We start from the raw sequence: 19,084 nt of genomic DNA, 5'->3' as shown, positions 1-19,084 counted from the left end.
AGGGCATCACCTCCACTCTAAAATTCCTTCAGCGTAAAACTCACTGTCCACAGCCCCTTCCGGGACGTATCCTTCACAAGAGAAGCCTTGTACCCCTCCACATACATCTCCGCCGTCTTCACCTCCAGTGTCTCCGTATCGAAATATCCCACTGTGATCTTTTCCTGCTGCTTAAACCCCGTAAGGGTCTTCAGCCACTTTACCGAAACAGAAAACGTCACCGGGATGCTCACCACACCAGAGCGCACTACATCCCGCTGCACCGTCCCGGCCTCCGTCTCCCCGCCGGAATCCGCTTCCACATCATCCATCTGCACCTCATAGGAATCCGGCAGGGGGAGGGCTGTGCCGTCAAAAGTCAGATACTGTATAAATGCCATCGCTTACCTCCCTCCTGACCGCAGGTTCTGCCTCGCCTGCGCCGTCACCACCAGTTCATCCAGCAAAGTGCCTCCCACATACACCGGGATCACGATATTGCCCTGCCGGCCGGAAAAACCGGACAGTGCCTCCGAAACGGCAGATGAGATCGCGGAGATCATATCCGCCATGCTGCCTCCGGCCATCATCCCATCTGTATCTCCGTACCCGGACACACATGCCTTTGGAGTGATGACCATGTCCGAAGCCACATCCTTCACAGCCTTTTCCACCAGGCAGCGGCTCTTTTCAATGCCGCCAGCCAATCCCTTCATGAAGTCAGGCATCCACTTTTCATAGTCAGAGAGCGGTCCTTCATCCGGAGCAGAGAAGTGGAGGAAAGACGCAATCTTGCTGGCAATGCCGGATACCGTGTCAACCACCGCCTGCACCATGCTCTTGATGCCGTTGATCAGCCCCTGTATAAAATCCTTGCCCCACTGGAGGGCTTTCCCCGGCAGGCTCGTGATAAAGGAGATTGCGCCGGAAAAGCCGTTCTGCACAACCGATGCCAGCCCGGAAAGTGCGGAACGGATGCCGGAAACCAGGTTTTTAAAGGCATTGACCGCCGCGTCCTTTAATCCTGTGGCGATATTCACTACCGTGGTCTTGATGCCGTTCCAGATATTCGAGGCTGTATTTTTCAGTGTGTTCCAGATCTGTGAAATGAACTGGGAAAGTGCAGAGAAGATGTTCTGGATGCCCTGTTTCAGCGCATTTGCCGCATCGACCGCTGTCTGCCTGATGGTGTTCCAGACCTGCGCGGCTGTATTCCTGATATTGTTCCAGATATTGACGAAAAATGCGGAAACCTGCGACCACAGGCTGCTCCACCACTGCGGGATAGCAGAGAAGAAATCCACAAATTTCTGCGCCGCCGCAGGGATGGTTTCCGTAAAGAACACCACCACCTTGTCCCAAAGTTCCATCAGCTTTGCTGATACCGTCTCCCAGAGCTGGCCGAACCATTCCGTGATCGCGCCCCAGTTTTTCACAATGGCTATGATCGCGGCAATGGCCGCAGCCACTCCGGCAATGATGCCGATAATCGGAAGCAGGGAAATATTCAATGCTCCAAAGGATACTGCGAGGGCCGCGATAATCGGCACCAGAGCGGTAAAAGCCACAAGCAGCGCCCCGAGGATCACCACGAAGTTCTGCACCGGCTCCGGCAGCATGCCAAAGATCCCGCTCACAGTCTCAATGACCGCCACCAGGGGCGGCAGCACCACATTGGCAAGCTCCACGATCTTCTCGCCCAGAGGGATCAGGGCCTGCTGGAGCTTCCTGGTATTGGCCTCCATCTCCTGCATGGGAGTGCCTGTCTGGTTAAACAGGTTCTGTGCAGAACCTGCCACACTGTCGTAGGTTTCGCCTACAGAAGTCAGGGAAGTGATGAACCTGAGATTCCCATCCTCGGCCATCGTACCGAAGGCTTCCGCCGCCATGTTCAGGGCCTGCTGCTCGTTGGTACAGTTTGCGATATCCGCCACAATGGAATCAATGACCTGCTTCTGGGTGGCTTCCCCGTTCTGCCATGCCAGGAACAGGGACTGGGTCTTCTGGGAATACAGGTCAATAGCATCCCCGATGGTCCCGTCTGCCAGACGGGTGGTCACCTCGTTGATGGCGTCATTAACCTTGTCCAGGTTGTACGCGCCGCCCTGCAGGCCGTTCTGCAGGAGCTGGAAATACTCGGATGCGGAGTAGCCGGCCTGGGCGAACTTGCCGGAATACTCGGACAGGTTATCGCCCAGCTCGTTGGTCTTATCCAGGCCATTCTGCGTACCCGTGACAATGTAATCCATCGCCTCCTGCGCCGTCATGCCATACTGCTTCATCAGGGCATTGACGCCGCGCAGGGTCTCGTTCATATCGATGCCGTACAGTTCATCCAGCGTCAGCGCCTGCTGTGTCAGGTGGGTAAGGTCGGTATCGGAAAGCTCCCCAAGGTTCTTCTTGACCATGATAACCGCTTCCGCCACGGCGTCCATGCTCTGGCCAACACCGGATCCATAGACTTCTTTGACGACTGCGGCGCTGGCTTCTGCTGCGGCACCCGTTTCCCCGAAGTAAGCGTTCACCTTCGTGACTGCATTTTCTGTCTCCGCATAAGCGGACACCGCCTTGTCCCCGATATCCTGGATTTTATCCCCAACGGCAGAAAGCTGGTCGGCGGCTTCCATGAGGGCTGCTCCCTTTGTGGCTCCTGCGATCTCCCCGATATCGCCTGCGGCATCCTGGGCAGCGTCACCCACATCATTCAGATCCTCGATCAGGTTCCGGATCGCCTGCCCGTCATCCACCGTATCCAGGGCATCGGTCAGCTGCTTAATATCCGCCTTGCCGCCGGTAGCAGACTTCCCGATTTTCTCGATAGCAGTCTTTAGCTGGTCTGAGGATGCTGTGCCGTTTCTGATGGCATTTACCAATCGGCTTCCCAGCACATCTGCATAATCATCTACGTTTGATTCCGTAGCGGCAAACAGCTTGCTGAGTCTCTCTGTATTCGTAGAGAGACGCTCCTGCTCTGACTGCAGGCCGGACAGATCCGCCTTATAGCGGTTCAGCGTCCCCCTGGTTTCTTCCACCTCGCGTTGGAAGGCCATGTACTGGTCTTTTCCAAGGTCACCATGCTCAAAGGCTTTCGTCACTTCCTCCTGCGCCTGCTCCAAAGCCTGCAGTTTTCTCTCAGTATCCCCGATGGCAGCCTGCAGCAGTTCCTGCTTCTGTGCTAAAAGCACCGTGTTGGACGGGTCCAGCTTCAGGAGATTGTTCACATCCCGCAGCTGGCTCTGGGTCTTCTTTATCGAATTGTTGACGTCAGACAGCGACTTTTCCAGGCCGCTGGTATCGCCGCCGATCTCCACCGTAATCCCCTTGATCCGGCTTGCCATGTGTCACCACCTCCTGAAAATGGGCATAGAAAAAGCCCGGATTGCTCCAGGCAGGTTAAAATAAATCAAAATCTTTTTGTGTGGCCACCACCGCATATTTATGCTCATCGTTCCGGCTCTCCACGTACATGTCGTTGATCAGCCCGATGCTCAATAAATCAAGGTCACAGATGGAAAGCCCCAGCTGCACACACCGCAGCAAAAACAACGGAGTCGTCATTTCCCGGTCAGTTGCGCGAAGTTTTTTTTAGCCTGTACCTCTGTCCTTGTGTTCAGCCCCCAAAGCTCGATGATCTGCGGCAGCACCTGGTAGATGGAGAAGGTGTTAAATCCGTCCAGCCATTCTTCCGGCGTATCCGCGATGGAAGGGTCTGCGTGCTTCGCCATCACATAGGCGATATTCTCAAACATCTCCAGGGAAAACAGGTCGAGGCTGGAATTCTCAGGGTCATTCTTGTCGATGCTCTTTTCCAGGTCCCGCAGGTCTTTGAAGATATCCCTGTGGAATTTCATCCGGTAAATCCTTGGAATAGCTGCGGAGGCCTTGAAAGCGACCTCCTGTCCGTCGATCGTGATCGTTTGCTTCATGCTCATGGTTTTCCCTCCTATGCCTTTGTTTTAGAGCTAAAAACGGCTTCCGTCTTCCCTGCTGTCCCGGTAGGAACTGACAGCGCCGCCTTTGCCGGTGCCGCCTGCTGTGTTTCCGGATCAACAGGTTCGGCGGTCTCCGGCATATATACGGAAGAATACCAACCGGTGTAAACTGTATCCGTGGTAGAATCGCCCGTCCTTGCCTTTACATAGCCGTTTGCCAATGGTGCGGCTGTGATGGAAAGCGTCTCCGTCTGTACCTCGATCTCCTCCTCATTGGTAGTGGATTCGATATTCGGCCTTGCGGCGGAACAGTTATACAGCACATGGCGGATCTTCTTTATATCCCCGTCAAACTCGAAGAGCAGCGCAAAGTTTGCGGTCTCCACGTTGGCATTCTCCACCAGCACCTGGTTGGTATCCAAAGACTCCTTCAGCACATCCGTCCGGAAGCTCTCCGGCACCATGGCAAGTTCCAGATCCCCCTCATAGCCCATATTGTTGGAAATGGTATAATAGGCATACCCATCCGCGTAAAAATTGGACGGCTCGCCGTTGGGCTCCAGGGAAAGGGACACTGCGCCCGGCATAGCCACCGGCGTCCCGAATGTGACCTCCCCGTCTTCATCCACCGTAATCAATGCGTAATGCACGTTGCAGATGTTAAATTTTACTTTATTCTTCTTATTTGGCATTTACATTCCCTCCATATCAAAAGAGTACAGGACCTCGTACAACTTTTCGCTGTCGATCCAGGTTTCCGTCTTGTTATAAAAAAGCCCCGCCGCATCAAGCGTATCCTCCACCTTCTGCTCCGAAGCAAGGTCTTTATAGTCCGTATATAGCTCCAGACGCACCTCGCTGATTTTATGGTACACTTTCCCGTCTGCGGAAAAGTTATCACTTCCAGGAAGCAGATAGCAGAGGAACGGCGGCTCCGGGGATTCCCCTTCCGCAAAGTGGTCATAGGCATAGGGGATGCCTATGCTGTCCAAAATGGATAATAATTTTTCCATCTCATCCCTCCAGTGCTTTTCGAATTTCTTCCTCCAACTTTTCGATACCTTTCTGCTCTGCGGAGGCGATGTGCGGTTGTGCCGCCACCCGCCCACCGCTGCGCTTGGCATGTCCGAACTCCAGGAGGTGCGCCAGCTGGTAGCGGTTCCTGGAATGTACCACCACCGTCAGGCTGTCTGATGTTTCCTTCATCTTCTTTACCGCCCAGCTTTTGGCATAATCCCCGGTGTCCTTCGGCGCATGGGAGCGGATATCATCCCTTACTGCATCCCCGGCATTTTTGACTGCCTGCTTCACATCTTCAGCGGCGAGATCCGCATATTCCCCAAGGGTATCCATGATGGCATCCGCAAGGGCATTGACTGAAACATTCTTCTCCATGCTTACCGCCTCACTTTCTGGCATTTGAGCTTTACCGATTTCTTCTTGAAATTTTGGTGGTCAATGCCAAGGATGTTGTATATCCCACCCTTATACACGACTCGGTATTCGTCAGGAGTAACCTCCAACACAGCTTTGCACCACCGGACAGTAAAGTCGGCCTTGGTGTTATCCACCACCATACCGGCTGAGGTGCTCTCATTTGGAGATTCCCCGCTGATAGTGGCATAACAGGAATAGAAATCATCCCATTTGCTGATATGGTTCCCAATGTCATCCACCACAACTGTGTTTTTCTGTATGGTGATCTTCTGATTCAAAAGAGCGATATCCATCAGAATCCCTCCTTCCGGCTCCCGAAAAGCAGTGCCCTAAGCGTCAGGTTTAAAGCATGGTGGTCGGCTTCCTCCCGGTGTTCGTAAAGATATGCCGCCGTGAACATCACGGCAATCTTCCCGTTCGGCGCTGCGGCAAGGTCATCCTCACTGTCCGTGCGGAGGATATCCATGCACTGCTTTACAGCAGCACTGATCATCCCTTCAATCAGGGCATCGTCATCCCCATAATCTACCCGGAGATAATTCTTCATTTCTTCCAGCGTCACCATCTGCATGATCTCCTTCCCAGGAAGCGGCATCCCAATAACCAGAGATGCCGCCGTCATTTATACTCAGAGGGTCACTTAGGCACTGGCCTTCTGCGCCAACACCTTCACCGCCTCGGAGAGCACAAGCTTCCCGTCCACCCTCTGGGAGCCAAGGAAGCCCACCTGCCCGTTGGCGGCGTACAGTTCGTTCAGCCGCTTGAAGGAACGTCCCTGGCGGTCCGCGATCCAGTAGTAGCTGAAATCACCGAAGGCAATGGTCTTAGCCCCTGCCGCGATCACCGGCATATAGGCGGACGTCTTCACCGGCCTGCCAAGCAGGGTATCCGGCGTACCAGCCACAAGGGATGGCTGCCACAGGTACTGCCCGGTGGAATCCTTCAGCTTGCGCACCGCCTTGATGGTGGAGTCGTTCAGCACCCATACCGCTTTCTTGCGGTAAGGGGATTTTAGGGAGTAGAACAGGTCCATCAACTCATCCGCCGTTACGGCAGTAGAGGAAGCCGCCGTCACCCCAGTCTCCGCGCCGCCGGTGGCCGCAAGGATGCCCAGGGGCTTTCCGGAACCGTCCCCGGTAAAGAACGCCTCTTCCTCCTTCGCCCCGATCCTTCTTGCAAACTCCTTCGCAATGTAGGATTCCAGGTCGAAGACGCTGTCATTGAGAAGCTCCTCGGACACCTTGATCATGGTGCCTACTTTGTAAGCCCCGATGGATACCTGGCCGAAGGAATCATCGCTTTCCGTATAAGCCCCTTCCTCATCAATCCAGGACGCCGTTCCTTTTGTTGCCACCACCGGGATCTTCCGGTCACCGCTGGAAGTACGGATCACCTTTGCCAGCTGACGGAACATGTTTTCCTCTTCCAGGACTTCCACCAGGGTGCGCTCATATTCATCCGGCACCAGGTACCCGCCCTCGGAATCTGTCCCTTCCTGCAGGGCATTGACTACCGAGGGGAGGGGAGCTTTGGAGCGCATCATATCCCAGAAGCTGGTACGGTACTCATCGGAAGCACGGCCGATCCTCTCAATGGTCCTGCCGCTCATAGGCTTCCCGGTCAGGGGCTGGTTCACAGGCTTCTTCATCTGTGCGTCCAGCGCTTCAAGGCGCTCCATACGGGAGATTTCCTTCCCAAGGTCGGTGATTTCCTGCTCCATACGGGAATAGGCGGCGTCATCCTCAGCGGACAGCACACCCTTATCGGTCCTGTGGGAATCCAGGAATGCCTTCGCCGCTTCCCACGCCTTTGCCCTTTTTTCTCTCAGTTCTAAAATCGTCATAGCCATGTCCTCCTTAAAATCTCAATAAATCAAGCCGCTCGTAGAGGCTGTCTACGCTGCGGCCTTCCAGTTCGGTTTTCGGTTTCGTTTTGCATTTCGCCGCGATCTTATCCATGAGGGAGTTGACCACGGCGGCTTTGGAATAAAGCATGGTGACTGCTGGCGGATCCATGTCCTCCGGCAGTTCTGTCCTTCCCAGGATCCCATCGGCAAAGCCAAGCTCCACCGCCTTATGGGCATCCATCCAGGTTTCCGCATCCATGAGATGGGAGAGCCTTGCACGGGACAGCCCCGTCTTGATCTCATAGGCATTGATGATGGAGTCTTTTACACTGGATAACATCTCAATGGCCTTCTGCATCTCAGCGGAATCTCCCCATGCAACAGTAGCGGGATTATGTACCATCATCATCCCTACCGGGGAGATCAGCACCTTCGTGCCAGCCATTGCAATGACAGACGCAGCTGAAGCCGCAATGCCGTCAATCTTGACCGTCACGTCATGGGGATAATCCATCAGCATGTTATAGATCTGGGCTGCCGCCACACAGTCCCCGCCGGGTGAATTGATCCAGACGGTGATATTGCCGGATCCTGCCATCAGTTCCTCTTTAAAAAGAGCCGGCGTGATATCATCATCAAACCAGCTCTCCTCGGCGATGGTGCCGTTTAAGAACAGCGTTCTCTCCACTGTTTTCGTCTGATTCTCCTGGTCCGTCACCGTTCTGTTCTTCCACTTCCAGAACTTCTTCATCGGTTCCTTCCTCCTTTCCAGCCCCAGACGCCGCAAAGATTCCTGCGTCCTTCAGCTTTGTCATATTTCCATTGATCAGGTATAAATCGCCGCCTTCCTCTGCCGGGATGCGGTCCAGGTTTTCCAACTCCCGGATATCGTTGGCGCTCATCCAGCCGTTCTGCCTGCCCACAGCGTAGCCGTTCATGCGGCTTGCATAATCGCCCCGCAGGAGCCCTTCCACGTTGAAGCGGACAAAATACCGCTTTTTCTCATCCGCAGAAAACAGGGTTCTTTGGATGGACTGCTCCCAGCGCACCAGCCAGGGTTCCAGGGTGTATTTCACAAACTCCAGGGACTGCTGCTCAATGTTGGAGAAGCTGGATTTCTCCAAGTCACCGACCATGTGGGGCGGCACCCGGAAGATCCTTGCGATCTCATTGATCTGGAACTTCCTTGTTTCCAGGAACTGCGCCTGCTCCGGCGAGATGGAGATGGGCGTGTATTTCAACCCCTCCTCAAGCACAGCGATCTTGTTGCTGTTTGCCGAGCCCCCGAACTGACTCATCCAGGAATCCCGCACCCTCTGCGGGTCCTTGATGGTTCCCGGATGCTCCAGCACACCGCTTGGCTGCGCGCCATTTGCAAAAAATTTGGAGCCGTATTCCTCTGTGGCAATGGCAAGGCCGATGGCGTTCTTTGCCATCGCAATGGGGGAGTAGCCCACCAGCCCGTCAAAGCCAAGGCCTGGGATATGTAGCACATCCGAAGGCTTCAGCCGGACAATGCTGCCTTTAGAAATCGGCGCATCATCTGCACTGGTAGTGTATTCGTAATAAAGCTGCCCCTTATCATCCCTGTCCACCGCCATCCGGTCAGGCATCAGGGGATAGAGCGCCATCACCTCACCGCGTCCGTTCCGGATGATCTGCGCATAGGCATTCCCCCATAGGAGAAGGTGCGTCATGAGCGTCTCCCTAAACACGAAGGAACTCATCTCCGGGTTCGGCTCATCATGGAGCAAAAGGTACAGCGGATGGTCAAGGGCTTTCTCCTTGCCGCCGTCCTCCTTATAGCGGTAGAGGTGGAGTGGCAATCCTGCCACAGCCTCCGCCAGAATACGGACGCAGGAATACACCGCCGTCATCTGCATCGCGGAGCGTTCATTTACCCGCTTTCCAGCTGCGCTTCCCCCGAAGAAAAAGCTGTAAGCACTGCCTGTAGTACGGTTCTGGGGCTTATCCCTGGAACGGAAAAGCCCGGAAAAGAAACCCATCTCGAATCACCATCCTTCCTGAAATTAGACATAAGAAAAGCACCTACCTTTCGATAGATGCTCTTCGAAAATAGAATTGTTGTTTTTTCTGGCGATCAGCCGTCCAGCAGCCAATCCACAAGGTTCAAGGACTTGATACCGTCATAGGAGGCGTCCAGCCCCGGCTCAAGGGACAGCACGATCTTTTCGTAATTGTCCCGGATCTTTTGTAATGGGGCAAGCTCACGCTTGCGGACATCTTCGCTCTGCATAGATTCCGTTACCTGAATATAGAGTTTGTCGTCAGCCGTGGTGGCGATGAAGTCCACTTCCTGATTGTCGATCTTCCCGATGGCCACGTCATAGCCCCGGCGGAGCAGTTCGAAGTAGACCACATTCTCAATGGCGTGTCCGCTGTCCCGGTTGCGGAATCCCAGCAAGAAATTCCGAAGCCCGATGTCCACGATATAGTATTTGCCCAGGGTGCGCAGGTACTCCTTGCCCTTGATGTCAAACCGCTTGATTTCATAAAAGAAGTAGCTTTCCAACAGTGCGGCGATATAGGCCTGCACCGTGTGGGTGCTGGGGGTTCCTTTGCGTTTACCATCCTCCAGGAGTCCCTCGTTCATCAGCGTGTTGCCAATAGAGGAAACTGAAACACTGCTGCCAATGTTGTCCGCAAGGAACAGGACGATCTTACGCAGAAGCGCAGAGTCGGTGATCTGACGCTGGCCGCGCCGCTTTTCCCGCTCCAGAATATCCCGCACTACCACGGTGGAGTAAATGCCTTCCAGAAGGCTCAGGGCTTTTTCCTGATCCAGTCCGATGTCCGCGATTCCAGGCATCCCGCCAAAACGCATATAGGCGTCAAACATTTCCCGCAGGTCATAGCGTTCGCCGTTTTTATCAAACACTTGCCGGTGAGTTCCGCCCAAGGCGCTGCTGGTTTCCCGCACTTCAAAGTTGTGGAAGTCCAGGAACTCCCGGAATGAGAGAGGCAGCATTTTGATCTCCACGCATCGTCCGGAGAGATAGGTGGAATACTCGGAGGACAGCAGGTAGGCGTTGGAGCCGGTAATGTAGATGTCGCAGTCCAAGTCTACCCGGAAAGAATTGACCGCATCTTCCCAGGCATCGATCCGCTGTAGCTCGTCAAAGAAAAGGTACATCCGCTTGCCCGGAATGGCTTTTTCCTTTACGTAGTGGTATACCTCATCCGAGGTCATGCTCCGAAAATCGTGGGATTCAAAGTTCATCTCCACGATCTGTTCCTGTCCTATGCCGGTTTCCCACAAATGCCGAATCATCAGCTTTAGCAGGCTGGATTTGCCGCAGCGTCGGATACCGGTGATAACCTTTACTGGTTCCGTGTCCTGGAAACCGATCAGCTTTTTCAAGTATCGATCACGGTTCTTGAGTTCATGTGATTCTATCATGGCGCATTCCTCCTGTTGCTCTTATCATAGCACAAACCCTCGATGAAATCAAGTTTATGCTATCAATAGCACAAACTTATCATTTTCGACAAAAAATGCACTGTCAGATAAACAACAGACCACGGCTGTCATAAACCGAAGCACCTGAATCGTTCCCACAACGAATTGCACGATCAAGCCCCATAATGGTGGCGATTGCTCCATCTATTTTTTCTGTAGATTTTTCCTTGTCCGCCTTGATGTTGCCTGCCGGATCGGAACGGATGAAGATGTTGTCCATCATCCACCGCAGCACCGGGTGTCCGCCGTGGGCAAGTTTTCCCTCCAGCACCAGCTTCATCAGTTCTTTGGTCGGTGGAGACATATCCTTAAAGCCCTGCCCGAAGGGAACGACTGTGAATCCCATGCCTTCCAGGTTCTGCACCATCTGCACGGCTCCCCAGCGGTCAAAGGCGATCTCCCGGATATTGAACCGTTCTCCTAACTGCTCGATGAATTTCTCAATGTAGCCGTAATGTACTACATTGCCCTCAGTAGTCATCAGTACACCTTGCCGTTCCCACAGGTCATAGGGAACATGATCTCTGCGCACACGCAGGTCAAGGGTTTCTTTCGGTATCCAGAAGTAGGGCAGAACATAATATTTATCCGCCTCATCCAACGGCGGAAATACCAGCACGAAGGCCGTAATATCCGTGGTAGAAGACAAGTCCAGTCCGCCGTAGCAGACGCGTCCCTCCAGATCGTCTTCGGAGACCGGAAACGCACAGGTGTCCCACTTGTCCATCGGCATCCAGCGAACAGACTGCTTCACCCACTGGTTCAGCCTAAGCTGTCGGAAAGCGTTCTGCTCGCCGGGGTTCTGTTTCGCGGATTCACAGGCAGCCTCCACCTTGTCAATGCCGACCGTGATACCGAGAGAGGGATTGGCCTTTTTCCACACCTTCGGATCAGTCCAATCTTCATCAGGTTCCGCACCGTAAATGACCGGATAGAAAGTTGGATCGACCTTCCTGCCGTCGAGGATATCCTGTGCTTTCTGGTGGACTTCATAACAAATGGTGTTCGTATCATTTCCGGCAGTGGTAATCAGGAAATACAATGGCTGCATTCTGGCATCACCGGAGCCCTTAGTCATTACATCAAAGAGTTTCCGATTCGGCTGCGTGTGCAGCTCATCAAATACCACACCGTGTATATTAAAGCCATGCTTACTGTAGGCTTCAGCTGAGAGAACCTGATAGAAGCTGTTAGTCGGCTCGTAGATGATACGTTTTTGAGAGGTCAGTATTTTAACGCGCCGATTTAGCGCCGGACACATTTTTACCATATCCGCAGCGACATCAAAAACGATGGTAGCCTGCTGCCTATCAGCAGCACATCCGTAGACCTCGGCGCGTTCCTCACCGTCACCGCAGCAAAGGAGTAGGGCGACAGCAGCGGCCAGCTCTGATTTTCCCATCTTCTTTGGAATTTCGATATAGGCCGTATTAAACTGCCGGTAACCATTCGGCTTCAGGACACCGAACAGGTCGCGGATGATTCGTTCCTGCCAATCGATCAGCTCGAAGGGATTTCCTGCCCATGTTCCCTTGGTGTGGGTAAGCTGCTCGATGAACATCACTGCGAAGTCCGCCATTTTTTTACTGTAATGAGAAGTCTCTGCCATGAAGCGGGTCGGTTTATAGTTTTTCAGTTTTCGCATTGGCACGATGGCCGCCTCCTTTCAGAGCAAAATAAAAGATCACCATAGCGATCCGGTATTGGTACGAGAGAAAGAGCCTTCTGGCTCAGTCTCCCGGAATATTCATATTCAGGGTTTTATGCTTAGTTGTAGTTCTCAAGCAGGATGCAAAGCGCCATCTCTGCTTCGTTGCAAGTGGGATGAATGTCCCAACCTCTGTCGTAGTTACAAACGGTATCATCGTCAATCTTGATCATGAGCTTGCTGATCCTGCCGCCGTTTATACCGTAGGTCTCGCTCGGCTCATCATGGTGCTTTACCCAGTAGTGGCACTTGGTGTATTTTTCCTTGTCCTTGGCCCCCGGGATGCCGATAACTCCTTCGCTCCACATTTTCTTATGCCTCCTTTACCGTCATCTTGAAGGCTGGGATGAGGGCGTGCTCGTCGCTTCCGAAGTGGGTGTAGCGCTCCTTGACCTTTACAATTCCGTCCAGCGTGCAGCCGAGCTCCTCGAATTTAGCAATGGTTTCGATCAAGCTGCTGAAGGTGGAGCTGATGGTGAATTCTTTTATTCCGAGCTTCCGGCAATCTGCAAGGATCGCTTCGATGTCGTGATCCCAGATGACGTCAGCGAAGTTCGGCAGGTCATTTCCAGCTTCCTTGCTGTAAAGGTAGGCCTGTCCCAGTGTCCACTGACATCCGATCTCTTCCCAGCGCATTCCTGGTTTCGCATTTTCTATGGCTTCGATTGTGTACTTCATGGTGTTTCCTCCTTGTGGTTGTTTTCCCTTTTGGTATGTACATATATCACTCTAAACGCTTGTAATAGCAAGCTATTTATCGAAATATATGTGACAATTTTGCGTGAAATTCTGAGGCATAAATCGTACCTTTTCATCCATATCAGCTCACTACCTTCCGTATACGATCAATGCCGTAGATGACACTCAGGCTGGAACCGTTGTCCCAATTCACTATGAGACTCCCGGTATCGTCGACTCCTGTGACGGTTCCCTTGGTGCCGATGGGAGGAGCCTGTACATCGTCCATCTGTAGAAGTTCCACACGAGTGCCTGCCGGATATCGAGAGCGGAGCGCTGCAAGCTGCTCTTTCGTGATCATTCGCATGCCGCCACCCCCTTTTCGGGTGCGCCGTTTTTCCAGCTTGAGTTGCCGGAGAGGTTTTTAAGGAGAATCTTGCGCTCTGCCTTATATTCGTTTCCGATGAAACCAAGTCGCAGGAGGAAACAGCGGAATGCGTACTTTTCATTGGCGCTGATACGTTTCAAATCTCGGCTCATTTTGCCAAGGGCGGTAATGAAGTGAGTGTAGGCTTTGACCGTTTCTGGATCCGGCATCTCTGTGAACCAAGGGAAGCTGACCGTATCCTCTGACACCTCAATGTCAAGGTCGTCAATGCCGAGTGCCTTCTTGATGAGGTGCTCCTTGGCGGTGAGGAGGTTGGTAAGGTTTCCGACCGCCACCTTGTCGAGTGGGAGGCTGATTGTGAGGCCGATGGCTTTGTCGTCGCTTTCATCCTCCTCGGTATCCTCCGGTGTGAAGCCGTCCGCGATCAGGTTGTGGATGAGGCGTTCCAACTTGTCTGCGTCATCACAGGTTACACCGCCTTCTTTGTCGACCGTGATGTCGCCAATCTCGTAGGCGCACGTTGGCATTCGCATGTAGACTGCCTTGTCGCCGGTGAGATTTTCGATGGCTGCAACCAATGCCTTCCTGTCGTTTCCAATTACGTTGTAATTTGCTTTCATGAGTGTGTTCCTCCTTTATGGAATTAACGTTTTTAGACTGTGCCTTGCGGCTGTTATATACATCACTCTGAAAGCCCTATTTATCAAGCGATTTCTAGCATTTTCTGAGGTAGAAAATCGCCAAAGAATTCGAGCGGAAATTGTGTACTATACACTTGCCGTAGGAGATGTCTCGACTTCCTTTGCCAGAGCTGAATAAAGGATCTTTTCGCCGTTTCTTATTACATACACATTTTCCGTATCGCCGGTATTCTCCACATAGCGGCGAAGGATGACAGAGGTATATTTTGGATCAAGCTCCATCATGTAGCAGATACGGTTCAGCTGCTCGCAGGCCATCAGTGTGGAGCCGGAGCCGCCGAAGGTATCAATAACGACAGAATTCTCCTGAGTGGAGTTCTGAATAGGATAGCACAGAAGGTCGAGTGGCTTTGAGGTCGGGTGATCCTTATTGCGCTTTGGCTTATCGTAGTTCCAGATGGTGGTTTGCTTGCGGTCGGAGTACCACGGGTGTTTGCCGTTTTGTAAGAAACCGTAGAGCACAGGCTCATGCTGCCATTGGTAATCGGAGCGACCGAGTACGAGACTGTTCTTTACCCAGATGCATACACCAGCGAGATGGAAACCTGCGTCGATGAATGCTTTTCTGAAAGTGAGCCCTTCAGTATCTGCATGGAAGCAGTAAGCAGCTCCACCTTTTTCGAGGTAGTCAGCCATGTTCTTAAAAGCAGCCAGCAGGAAATTATAAAATTCCTCGCCCTTGAGAGAGTCGTTTTGGATCGTAAGGCCGTCCGAGGCTTTAAAGGATACGCCATAGGGTGGATCGGTTAGAACGAGGTTTGCTTTCTTCCCGTCCATGAGCATCTCCACATCTTCTGGCGAGGTGGCATCTCCACACATGACTTTATGCTTGCCGACCGTCCAGATGTCGCCGAGCTCCACGAAGGAAGCTTTCTCAAGAGCAGCAGTGAGGTCAAAGTCATCATCAGCGATATTTTTTTCATTCCCTGTGCCGAGTAGCTTATCCAGCTCACCGGCATCAAAGCCGAGGAGCGAGAGGTCAAAGGACTGATCCTGCAGGTCAGATAATTCGACCGACAGCATTTCCTCATCCCAGCCTGCGTTTAGTGCCAATTGATTGTCCGCAAGGATATATGCACGTTTTTGTGCTTCAGTCAGTTTTTCAGCAAAGACGCAGGGTACGGTTTCATAACCTTCCTCGCGGGCAGCCGTGATGCGGCCGTGACCGATGAGGATGTTATAATCTGAGTCAATGACAGCAGGGCTCACAAAGCCGAATTCCCGGAGAGAGGCGCGCAGCTGTGCGATCTGTTCTTTACTATGCGTCCTGGCATTTCGGGCATAGGGCACCAGCTTATCAATGGGTACCTGTTCTAATTTTTGTGTGTTCATTTACATATTCCTCCTGCTTCGAAGCAGCTGTTCCATTACGCTGTCCTGCGGGCTGCCCTCAAAAGGCTCGGTGCAGTTTTGCTTCACAATATCGTAGATCTCATACCAGAGCAGGTTGGCCTGCTTCTGAAAATTCATCAAAAGCTGTGTAAAAGGACTTGCAATTGCAGCGCCGGTAGTCGGGTGCTTTCCGAGCATACCGTATTTGCTGACCGCTTCCGAGCACTGAATGTATCGAGCGAAGGCCTCAGAATAGCTTTCAAGCAGGCGCTTGTTTACCAGTCTTTCGCAGCCGCGCTCCTTGAGCCACAGCCATGTTTCCTTATAGATTTCATCTGCGCCAAGGGGCTTACCGTCCTTCTGCAGAGCAGAAAGATAGTCGTCTGGACTTGGCATATCCATGCCTTCCAGCTCTACACCGTCACCGATGTCGTCAACATCGAAGTCGGTCATGTCATCGGTGAAGTCCGGCAGCTCCATGCGTTTTGCAGGTGCGCCTTTCATAATTTTGTCGGCGAGGGCGTCTGGCTTGGAGCCAGCTTTGATACGCCGCCCGCCGCGATAGGTTCCGTCTTTCGCCATGTTAATCACTTCCATTTCTATGGTGCAGGGTTTAATACCCTGTTTGAATTGCAATTTTTGCATAAAAGACCCCGCGCCGTTTTCCGGGCAAAAGGGTCGTAGAGATTTTGACCGCCCTACCGGTCGCCACGCTCGTGGTGAATCTTCTCGTGACACGAACGACAGAGACTCATGAGATTGGACTCGTCATTCGATCCTCCCTCGGAAAGAGGCACGATGTGGTGGACTTCCTCAACCGCGACATAGCGTCCTTCCTTTAAGCACTGCTCGCAAAGCGGGTGCTTGTGGACATATCTGTCTCGGATTCGTTTCCAAGCTCTACCGTAGCGTTTGCCGGGAGAGTAGCCGCGTTGGAACTTCTCGTAATGTTGTTCCATGATCTTGGCGTGATCTTCACAATAAACACCGTCTGTAAGGCGTGGGCAGCCGGGATAGCGGCACGGTCGTTGTGGTTTTCTTGGCATAAGCCGCGCCTCCTTTCAGGGCATAAAGAAAGCCCTGCAGGACAATCCCGCAAGGCTTGTGTGCTGCGCGTACAGCAGTTCTTTTATTCTTTTCGCTGATTATATACTATCATAAAAGGCGGGTGGGCATCTTAGGACAAAGCCGGACATTTCGGGCGCATTTCAAATTGCAATAGGATCATCCGGAAGCGTCACATGCAGAAGTGCTTTTCCATGCCAGCGCCTGATGGTGCGGGCATCTGCACAAAGCTCCATGCCGATCTGCTCCCACGTAAGACCGTGGATGTACCGGTATTTCAAAACCATGCGCTCGTCTGTATCAGGAACTGCCTCAATGACCTCTCGTATCTGTTTCTTAAGGTCTGATAGCTTTTCCAGCTCATCGGCGATTTTCTTTTCCAGTGTCCACAGCTTCTCAAGCGTCCGGACAAATGGTGCTTCCGTATTTTGGGAAGTCTGTACGCGGTCTTTATCATATTGGATGGCCGACACGTTTCCTGCCATCTCACGCAAGTTTTGTGCTTCCATCGTGTCGGACTTGATTCTCTGGTCAAGGCGGTAGGCCTGATGGAGATATTCTTTTACTGTCATAAGGACTTCGCCTCCTCTCGTAGTTTGTATATAAGGTACTCGCCGTCTACGTTCGTTAGGGCTGCGTACCAGCTGGATCGAAAGAAACGTTTACACTCCATTGCATCCGATAGGGCGGCTTGATTACTGGGCTTCTTTTTTAGGCGCTTTAGGGCATCCCGGTAATCTTTCACTGCCTGCAGCACGATGGCATTCACGAGATTTTCGTATGGATCGGTCATCACACCACCTCAAGGTCTGCTTTGACCGCATCAATCAGTGCGGTCTGTGTCATCTCTTTCTTGGATAGCGCCTTTACGATCCTTTCGTCAATCGTGCCCTTGGTAATAATGTGCTGGATTACCACGGTGCCGGATTCTTGACCTTGCCGCCAGAGACGGGCGTTTGTCTGTTGATATAATTCCAGAGACCACGTAAGACCGAACCACACAAGGGTGGAGCCTCCGGCCTGAAGGTTCAAACCGTGACCGGCAGAGGCCGGATGGATGACTGCTACAGGAATCTTTCCCGCATTCCAGTCAGCAATATCGCGGCTAGTCTTAATCTCACGGACGTGGAAGCGCTTCTTGATTCGGCTAAGGTCATGTCGGAACCAATAGGCTACAAGGAGTGGCTTTTCATTGGAAGCCTCAATGATGTCCTCCAAAGCGTCCAGCTTCCTATCGTGAAACTCAATGACCTCCCCGGTGTCGGCATAAATGGCACCGTTTGCAAGCTGTGCGAGCTTGCCTGTAAGCGATGCGGCATTTGCTGCGGTCACTTCACCGTCGGGGAGCTGTAATATGAGCTCCTGCTTCAAATCTTCATAACGGCTGCGCTCAGATTCGGAAAGCTGCACGTCATATTCTGTTGAAACCAGCTCCGGCATTTTCAGGTGGTCGGTAGATTTCATGGAAATCGTGATATCCGAGATCCTCTGATAGATGGCATCCTCTGCATAGGGCAGCGGCTTGTAGGAATAGATAATCTCGCCGTTTCGTTTGTCCGGCATGAAGTAATTTGCCCGGTACTGCGTAATAAAGCGTCCGAGACGTTCGCCCATATCCAGCACTTTAAACTCTGCCCATAGATCCATGAGACCATTTGAAGAGGGTGTGCCGGTCAGGCCAATCATCCGGTGAATCCGTGGCCGTACTTTCATCAGCGACTTGAAGCGTTTTGATTTATGATTCTTGAAGGAGGACAACTCGTCGATAATCACCATGTCGAAGTCAAAGGAAAAGCCGGATTCTTCAATAAGCCACTGCAGATTCTCACGGTTGATGATCGTGATGTCTGCGCCCTGCATAAGTGCAGCTTTTCGCTCCTTCGGTGTCCCGACTGCGACCGCATAGGTCAGATCTCTTAGGTGCTCCCATTTCTGGATTTCCGCTGGCCATGTATCACGGGCGACTCTTAGGGGAGCCACCACTAAAACGCGATGCACCTCGAAGCTGTCAAACAACAGATCATATACTGCCGTCAGGCTGATGATCGTCTTGCCAAGTCCCATATCTAAAAGGACTGCGGCCACAGGGTGCGTTTCAATATAGCGAATGGCATAGTCCTGATAATTATGTGGATAGAAGTTCATCGATCATCCCTCCAATCTGCTCCGGATCATCAATGATGTATACCCGGTAGCCGAGTTCCCTAAGTAGCCTGTGGCGTGAGAGCTGAAGTGGACGTGGCTTTTTCCCAGGTGCCTTCAACTCTGCGAAACCGATATGGCCGTCAGGGAGTAAGATAAGGCGGTCGGGCATTCCTGCGAAAGAGGGACAGACCAGCTTAAGGGCTATGCCACCGTTCTTTTTCACCGCCGTCTTTAACTTGTTTTCTATCTGTTTTTCTATCATTGCTAACCTCCGTCAGGAGTTAATTTCAAGGGATGTGCAAGGTGTATCAATGTTATTTACAGAACTTTTTTTTAGAGCTATTTTTAAAGGCCTAAGAGAGTTTTTATATAAGACCTTGATACACCTTGTC

Annotated in this window: 24 protein-coding genes; all 24 read right to left on the bottom strand. The window is 52.4% G+C overall.

Features of this window, described 5'->3' with window-relative positions:
* Positions 1 to 17: 17 nt before the first annotated feature.
* The 24 genes from H7U36_RS06510 to H7U36_RS06400 all read right to left on the bottom strand — a co-directional run bounded on the left by H7U36_RS06510 (position 18) and on the right by H7U36_RS06400 (position 18,954).
* Positions 18 to 380 carry a hypothetical protein gene (locus tag H7U36_RS06510; RefSeq protein ID WP_205155861.1) on the bottom strand — a complete coding sequence of 121 codons (363 nt, stop codon included), beginning with the start codon at positions 378 to 380 and terminating at the stop codon, positions 18 to 20.
* 3 nt (positions 381 to 383) lie between these two features.
* Positions 384 to 3,317: a phage tail tape measure protein gene (locus tag H7U36_RS06505; protein ID WP_205155860.1), complete on the bottom strand. Its 2,934-nt coding sequence runs from the start codon at positions 3,315 to 3,317 to the stop codon at positions 384 to 386.
* Positions 3,318 to 3,372: 55 nt separating this feature from the next.
* The gene (locus H7U36_RS15305; RefSeq protein WP_275951598.1) at positions 3,373 to 3,507 is read right to left on the bottom strand and encodes a hypothetical protein; all 135 of its coding nucleotides are present in this window, start codon (positions 3,505 to 3,507) and stop codon (positions 3,373 to 3,375) included.
* Positions 3,508 to 3,533: 26 nt separating this feature from the next.
* A complete protein-coding gene (locus H7U36_RS06500; RefSeq protein WP_205155859.1) occupies positions 3,534 to 3,911 on the bottom strand; it encodes a hypothetical protein in 378 nt (125 codons plus the stop codon).
* 11 nt (positions 3,912 to 3,922) lie between these two features.
* Complete coding sequence (locus tag H7U36_RS06495; RefSeq protein WP_205155858.1) at positions 3,923 to 4,603, bottom strand: major tail protein; 681 nt, start codon at positions 4,601 to 4,603, stop codon at positions 3,923 to 3,925.
* Positions 4,604 to 4,924 (bottom strand): hypothetical protein, encoded by a 321-nt coding sequence (locus H7U36_RS06490; protein WP_205155857.1) that lies wholly within the window; start codon positions 4,922 to 4,924, stop codon positions 4,604 to 4,606.
* 1 nt (position 4,925) lies between these two features.
* Entirely contained in the window at positions 4,926 to 5,306 is a 381-nt protein-coding gene (locus H7U36_RS06485) for an HK97-gp10 family putative phage morphogenesis protein (RefSeq protein ID WP_205155856.1), read from the bottom strand.
* A 2-nt stretch (positions 5,307 to 5,308) separates the two neighbouring features.
* Positions 5,309 to 5,641 carry a phage head closure protein gene (locus H7U36_RS06480; protein ID WP_205155855.1) on the bottom strand — a complete coding sequence of 111 codons (333 nt, stop codon included), beginning with the start codon at positions 5,639 to 5,641 and terminating at the stop codon, positions 5,309 to 5,311.
* On the bottom strand, positions 5,641 to 5,943 hold the full coding sequence (locus H7U36_RS06475; RefSeq protein WP_243426709.1) for a head-tail connector protein: 303 nt from the start codon (positions 5,941 to 5,943) through the stop codon (positions 5,641 to 5,643). Before H7U36_RS06475 ends, H7U36_RS06480 begins: the two co-directional genes overlap by 1 nt.
* A gap of 45 nt (positions 5,944 to 5,988) precedes the next feature.
* The gene (locus H7U36_RS06470) at positions 5,989 to 7,191 is read right to left on the bottom strand and encodes a phage major capsid protein (protein WP_205155854.1); all 1,203 of its coding nucleotides are present in this window, start codon (positions 7,189 to 7,191) and stop codon (positions 5,989 to 5,991) included.
* 13 nt (positions 7,192 to 7,204) lie between these two features.
* The gene (locus H7U36_RS06465; RefSeq protein WP_205155853.1) at positions 7,205 to 7,945 is read right to left on the bottom strand and encodes a head maturation protease, ClpP-related; all 741 of its coding nucleotides are present in this window, start codon (positions 7,943 to 7,945) and stop codon (positions 7,205 to 7,207) included.
* Positions 7,830 to 9,200, bottom strand: a complete 1,371-nt coding sequence (locus tag H7U36_RS06460) for a phage portal protein (protein WP_205155852.1) — start codon at positions 9,198 to 9,200, stop codon at positions 7,830 to 7,832. Before H7U36_RS06460 ends, H7U36_RS06465 begins: the two co-directional genes overlap by 116 nt.
* 95 nt (positions 9,201 to 9,295) lie before the next feature.
* Positions 9,296 to 10,615, bottom strand: coding sequence for an ATP-binding protein (locus tag H7U36_RS06455; RefSeq protein WP_205155851.1), 1,320 nt, complete (start codon positions 10,613 to 10,615; stop codon positions 9,296 to 9,298).
* A gap of 103 nt (positions 10,616 to 10,718) precedes the next feature.
* Entirely contained in the window at positions 10,719 to 12,320 is a 1,602-nt protein-coding gene (locus tag H7U36_RS06450; RefSeq protein WP_205155850.1) for a terminase large subunit, read from the bottom strand.
* A gap of 122 nt (positions 12,321 to 12,442) precedes the next feature.
* Complete coding sequence (locus H7U36_RS06445; protein ID WP_205155849.1) at positions 12,443 to 12,691, bottom strand: DUF7678 domain-containing protein; 249 nt, start codon at positions 12,689 to 12,691, stop codon at positions 12,443 to 12,445.
* 4 nt (positions 12,692 to 12,695) lie between these two features.
* Positions 12,696 to 13,061: a DUF7698 family protein gene (locus H7U36_RS06440; protein ID WP_205155848.1), complete on the bottom strand. Its 366-nt coding sequence runs from the start codon at positions 13,059 to 13,061 to the stop codon at positions 12,696 to 12,698.
* Between the two features lie 142 nt (positions 13,062 to 13,203).
* A complete protein-coding gene (locus tag H7U36_RS06435) occupies positions 13,204 to 13,422 on the bottom strand; it encodes a DUF4314 domain-containing protein (protein WP_456298513.1) in 219 nt (72 codons plus the stop codon).
* Positions 13,419 to 14,069: a virulence protein gene (locus H7U36_RS06430; RefSeq protein WP_205155846.1), complete on the bottom strand. Its 651-nt coding sequence runs from the start codon at positions 14,067 to 14,069 to the stop codon at positions 13,419 to 13,421. Before H7U36_RS06430 ends, H7U36_RS06435 begins: the two co-directional genes overlap by 4 nt.
* Before the next feature lie 147 nt (positions 14,070 to 14,216).
* On the bottom strand, positions 14,217 to 15,482 hold the full coding sequence (locus H7U36_RS06425) for a site-specific DNA-methyltransferase (protein WP_205155845.1): 1,266 nt from the start codon (positions 15,480 to 15,482) through the stop codon (positions 14,217 to 14,219).
* Entirely contained in the window at positions 15,483 to 16,064 is a 582-nt protein-coding gene (locus H7U36_RS06420; RefSeq protein ID WP_205155927.1) for a P27 family phage terminase small subunit, read from the bottom strand. It lies immediately after the preceding gene.
* Positions 16,065 to 16,180: 116 nt separating this feature from the next.
* Complete coding sequence (locus H7U36_RS06415; RefSeq protein WP_205155844.1) at positions 16,181 to 16,528, bottom strand: HNH endonuclease; 348 nt, start codon at positions 16,526 to 16,528, stop codon at positions 16,181 to 16,183.
* Positions 16,529 to 16,690: 162 nt separating this feature from the next.
* Entirely contained in the window at positions 16,691 to 17,119 is a 429-nt protein-coding gene (locus H7U36_RS06410; RefSeq protein ID WP_205155843.1) for a DUF722 domain-containing protein, read from the bottom strand.
* Positions 17,120 to 17,339: 220 nt separating this feature from the next.
* Positions 17,340 to 18,692 (bottom strand): SNF2-related protein, encoded by a 1,353-nt coding sequence (locus tag H7U36_RS06405; protein ID WP_205155842.1) that lies wholly within the window; start codon positions 18,690 to 18,692, stop codon positions 17,340 to 17,342.
* Positions 18,673 to 18,954, bottom strand: coding sequence for a PDDEXK family nuclease (locus H7U36_RS06400; RefSeq protein ID WP_205155841.1), 282 nt, complete (start codon positions 18,952 to 18,954; stop codon positions 18,673 to 18,675). Before H7U36_RS06400 ends, H7U36_RS06405 begins: the two co-directional genes overlap by 20 nt.
* Between the last annotated feature and the right edge of the window lie 130 nt (positions 18,955 to 19,084).

Origin of the sequence: Faecalicatena fissicatena (assembly GCF_016900595.1) — a bacterium.
GTDB lineage: Bacteria > Bacillota > Clostridia > Lachnospirales > Lachnospiraceae > Claveliimonas > Claveliimonas intestinigallinarum.
This window is presented reverse-complemented; position numbering and strand designations above follow the sequence as displayed.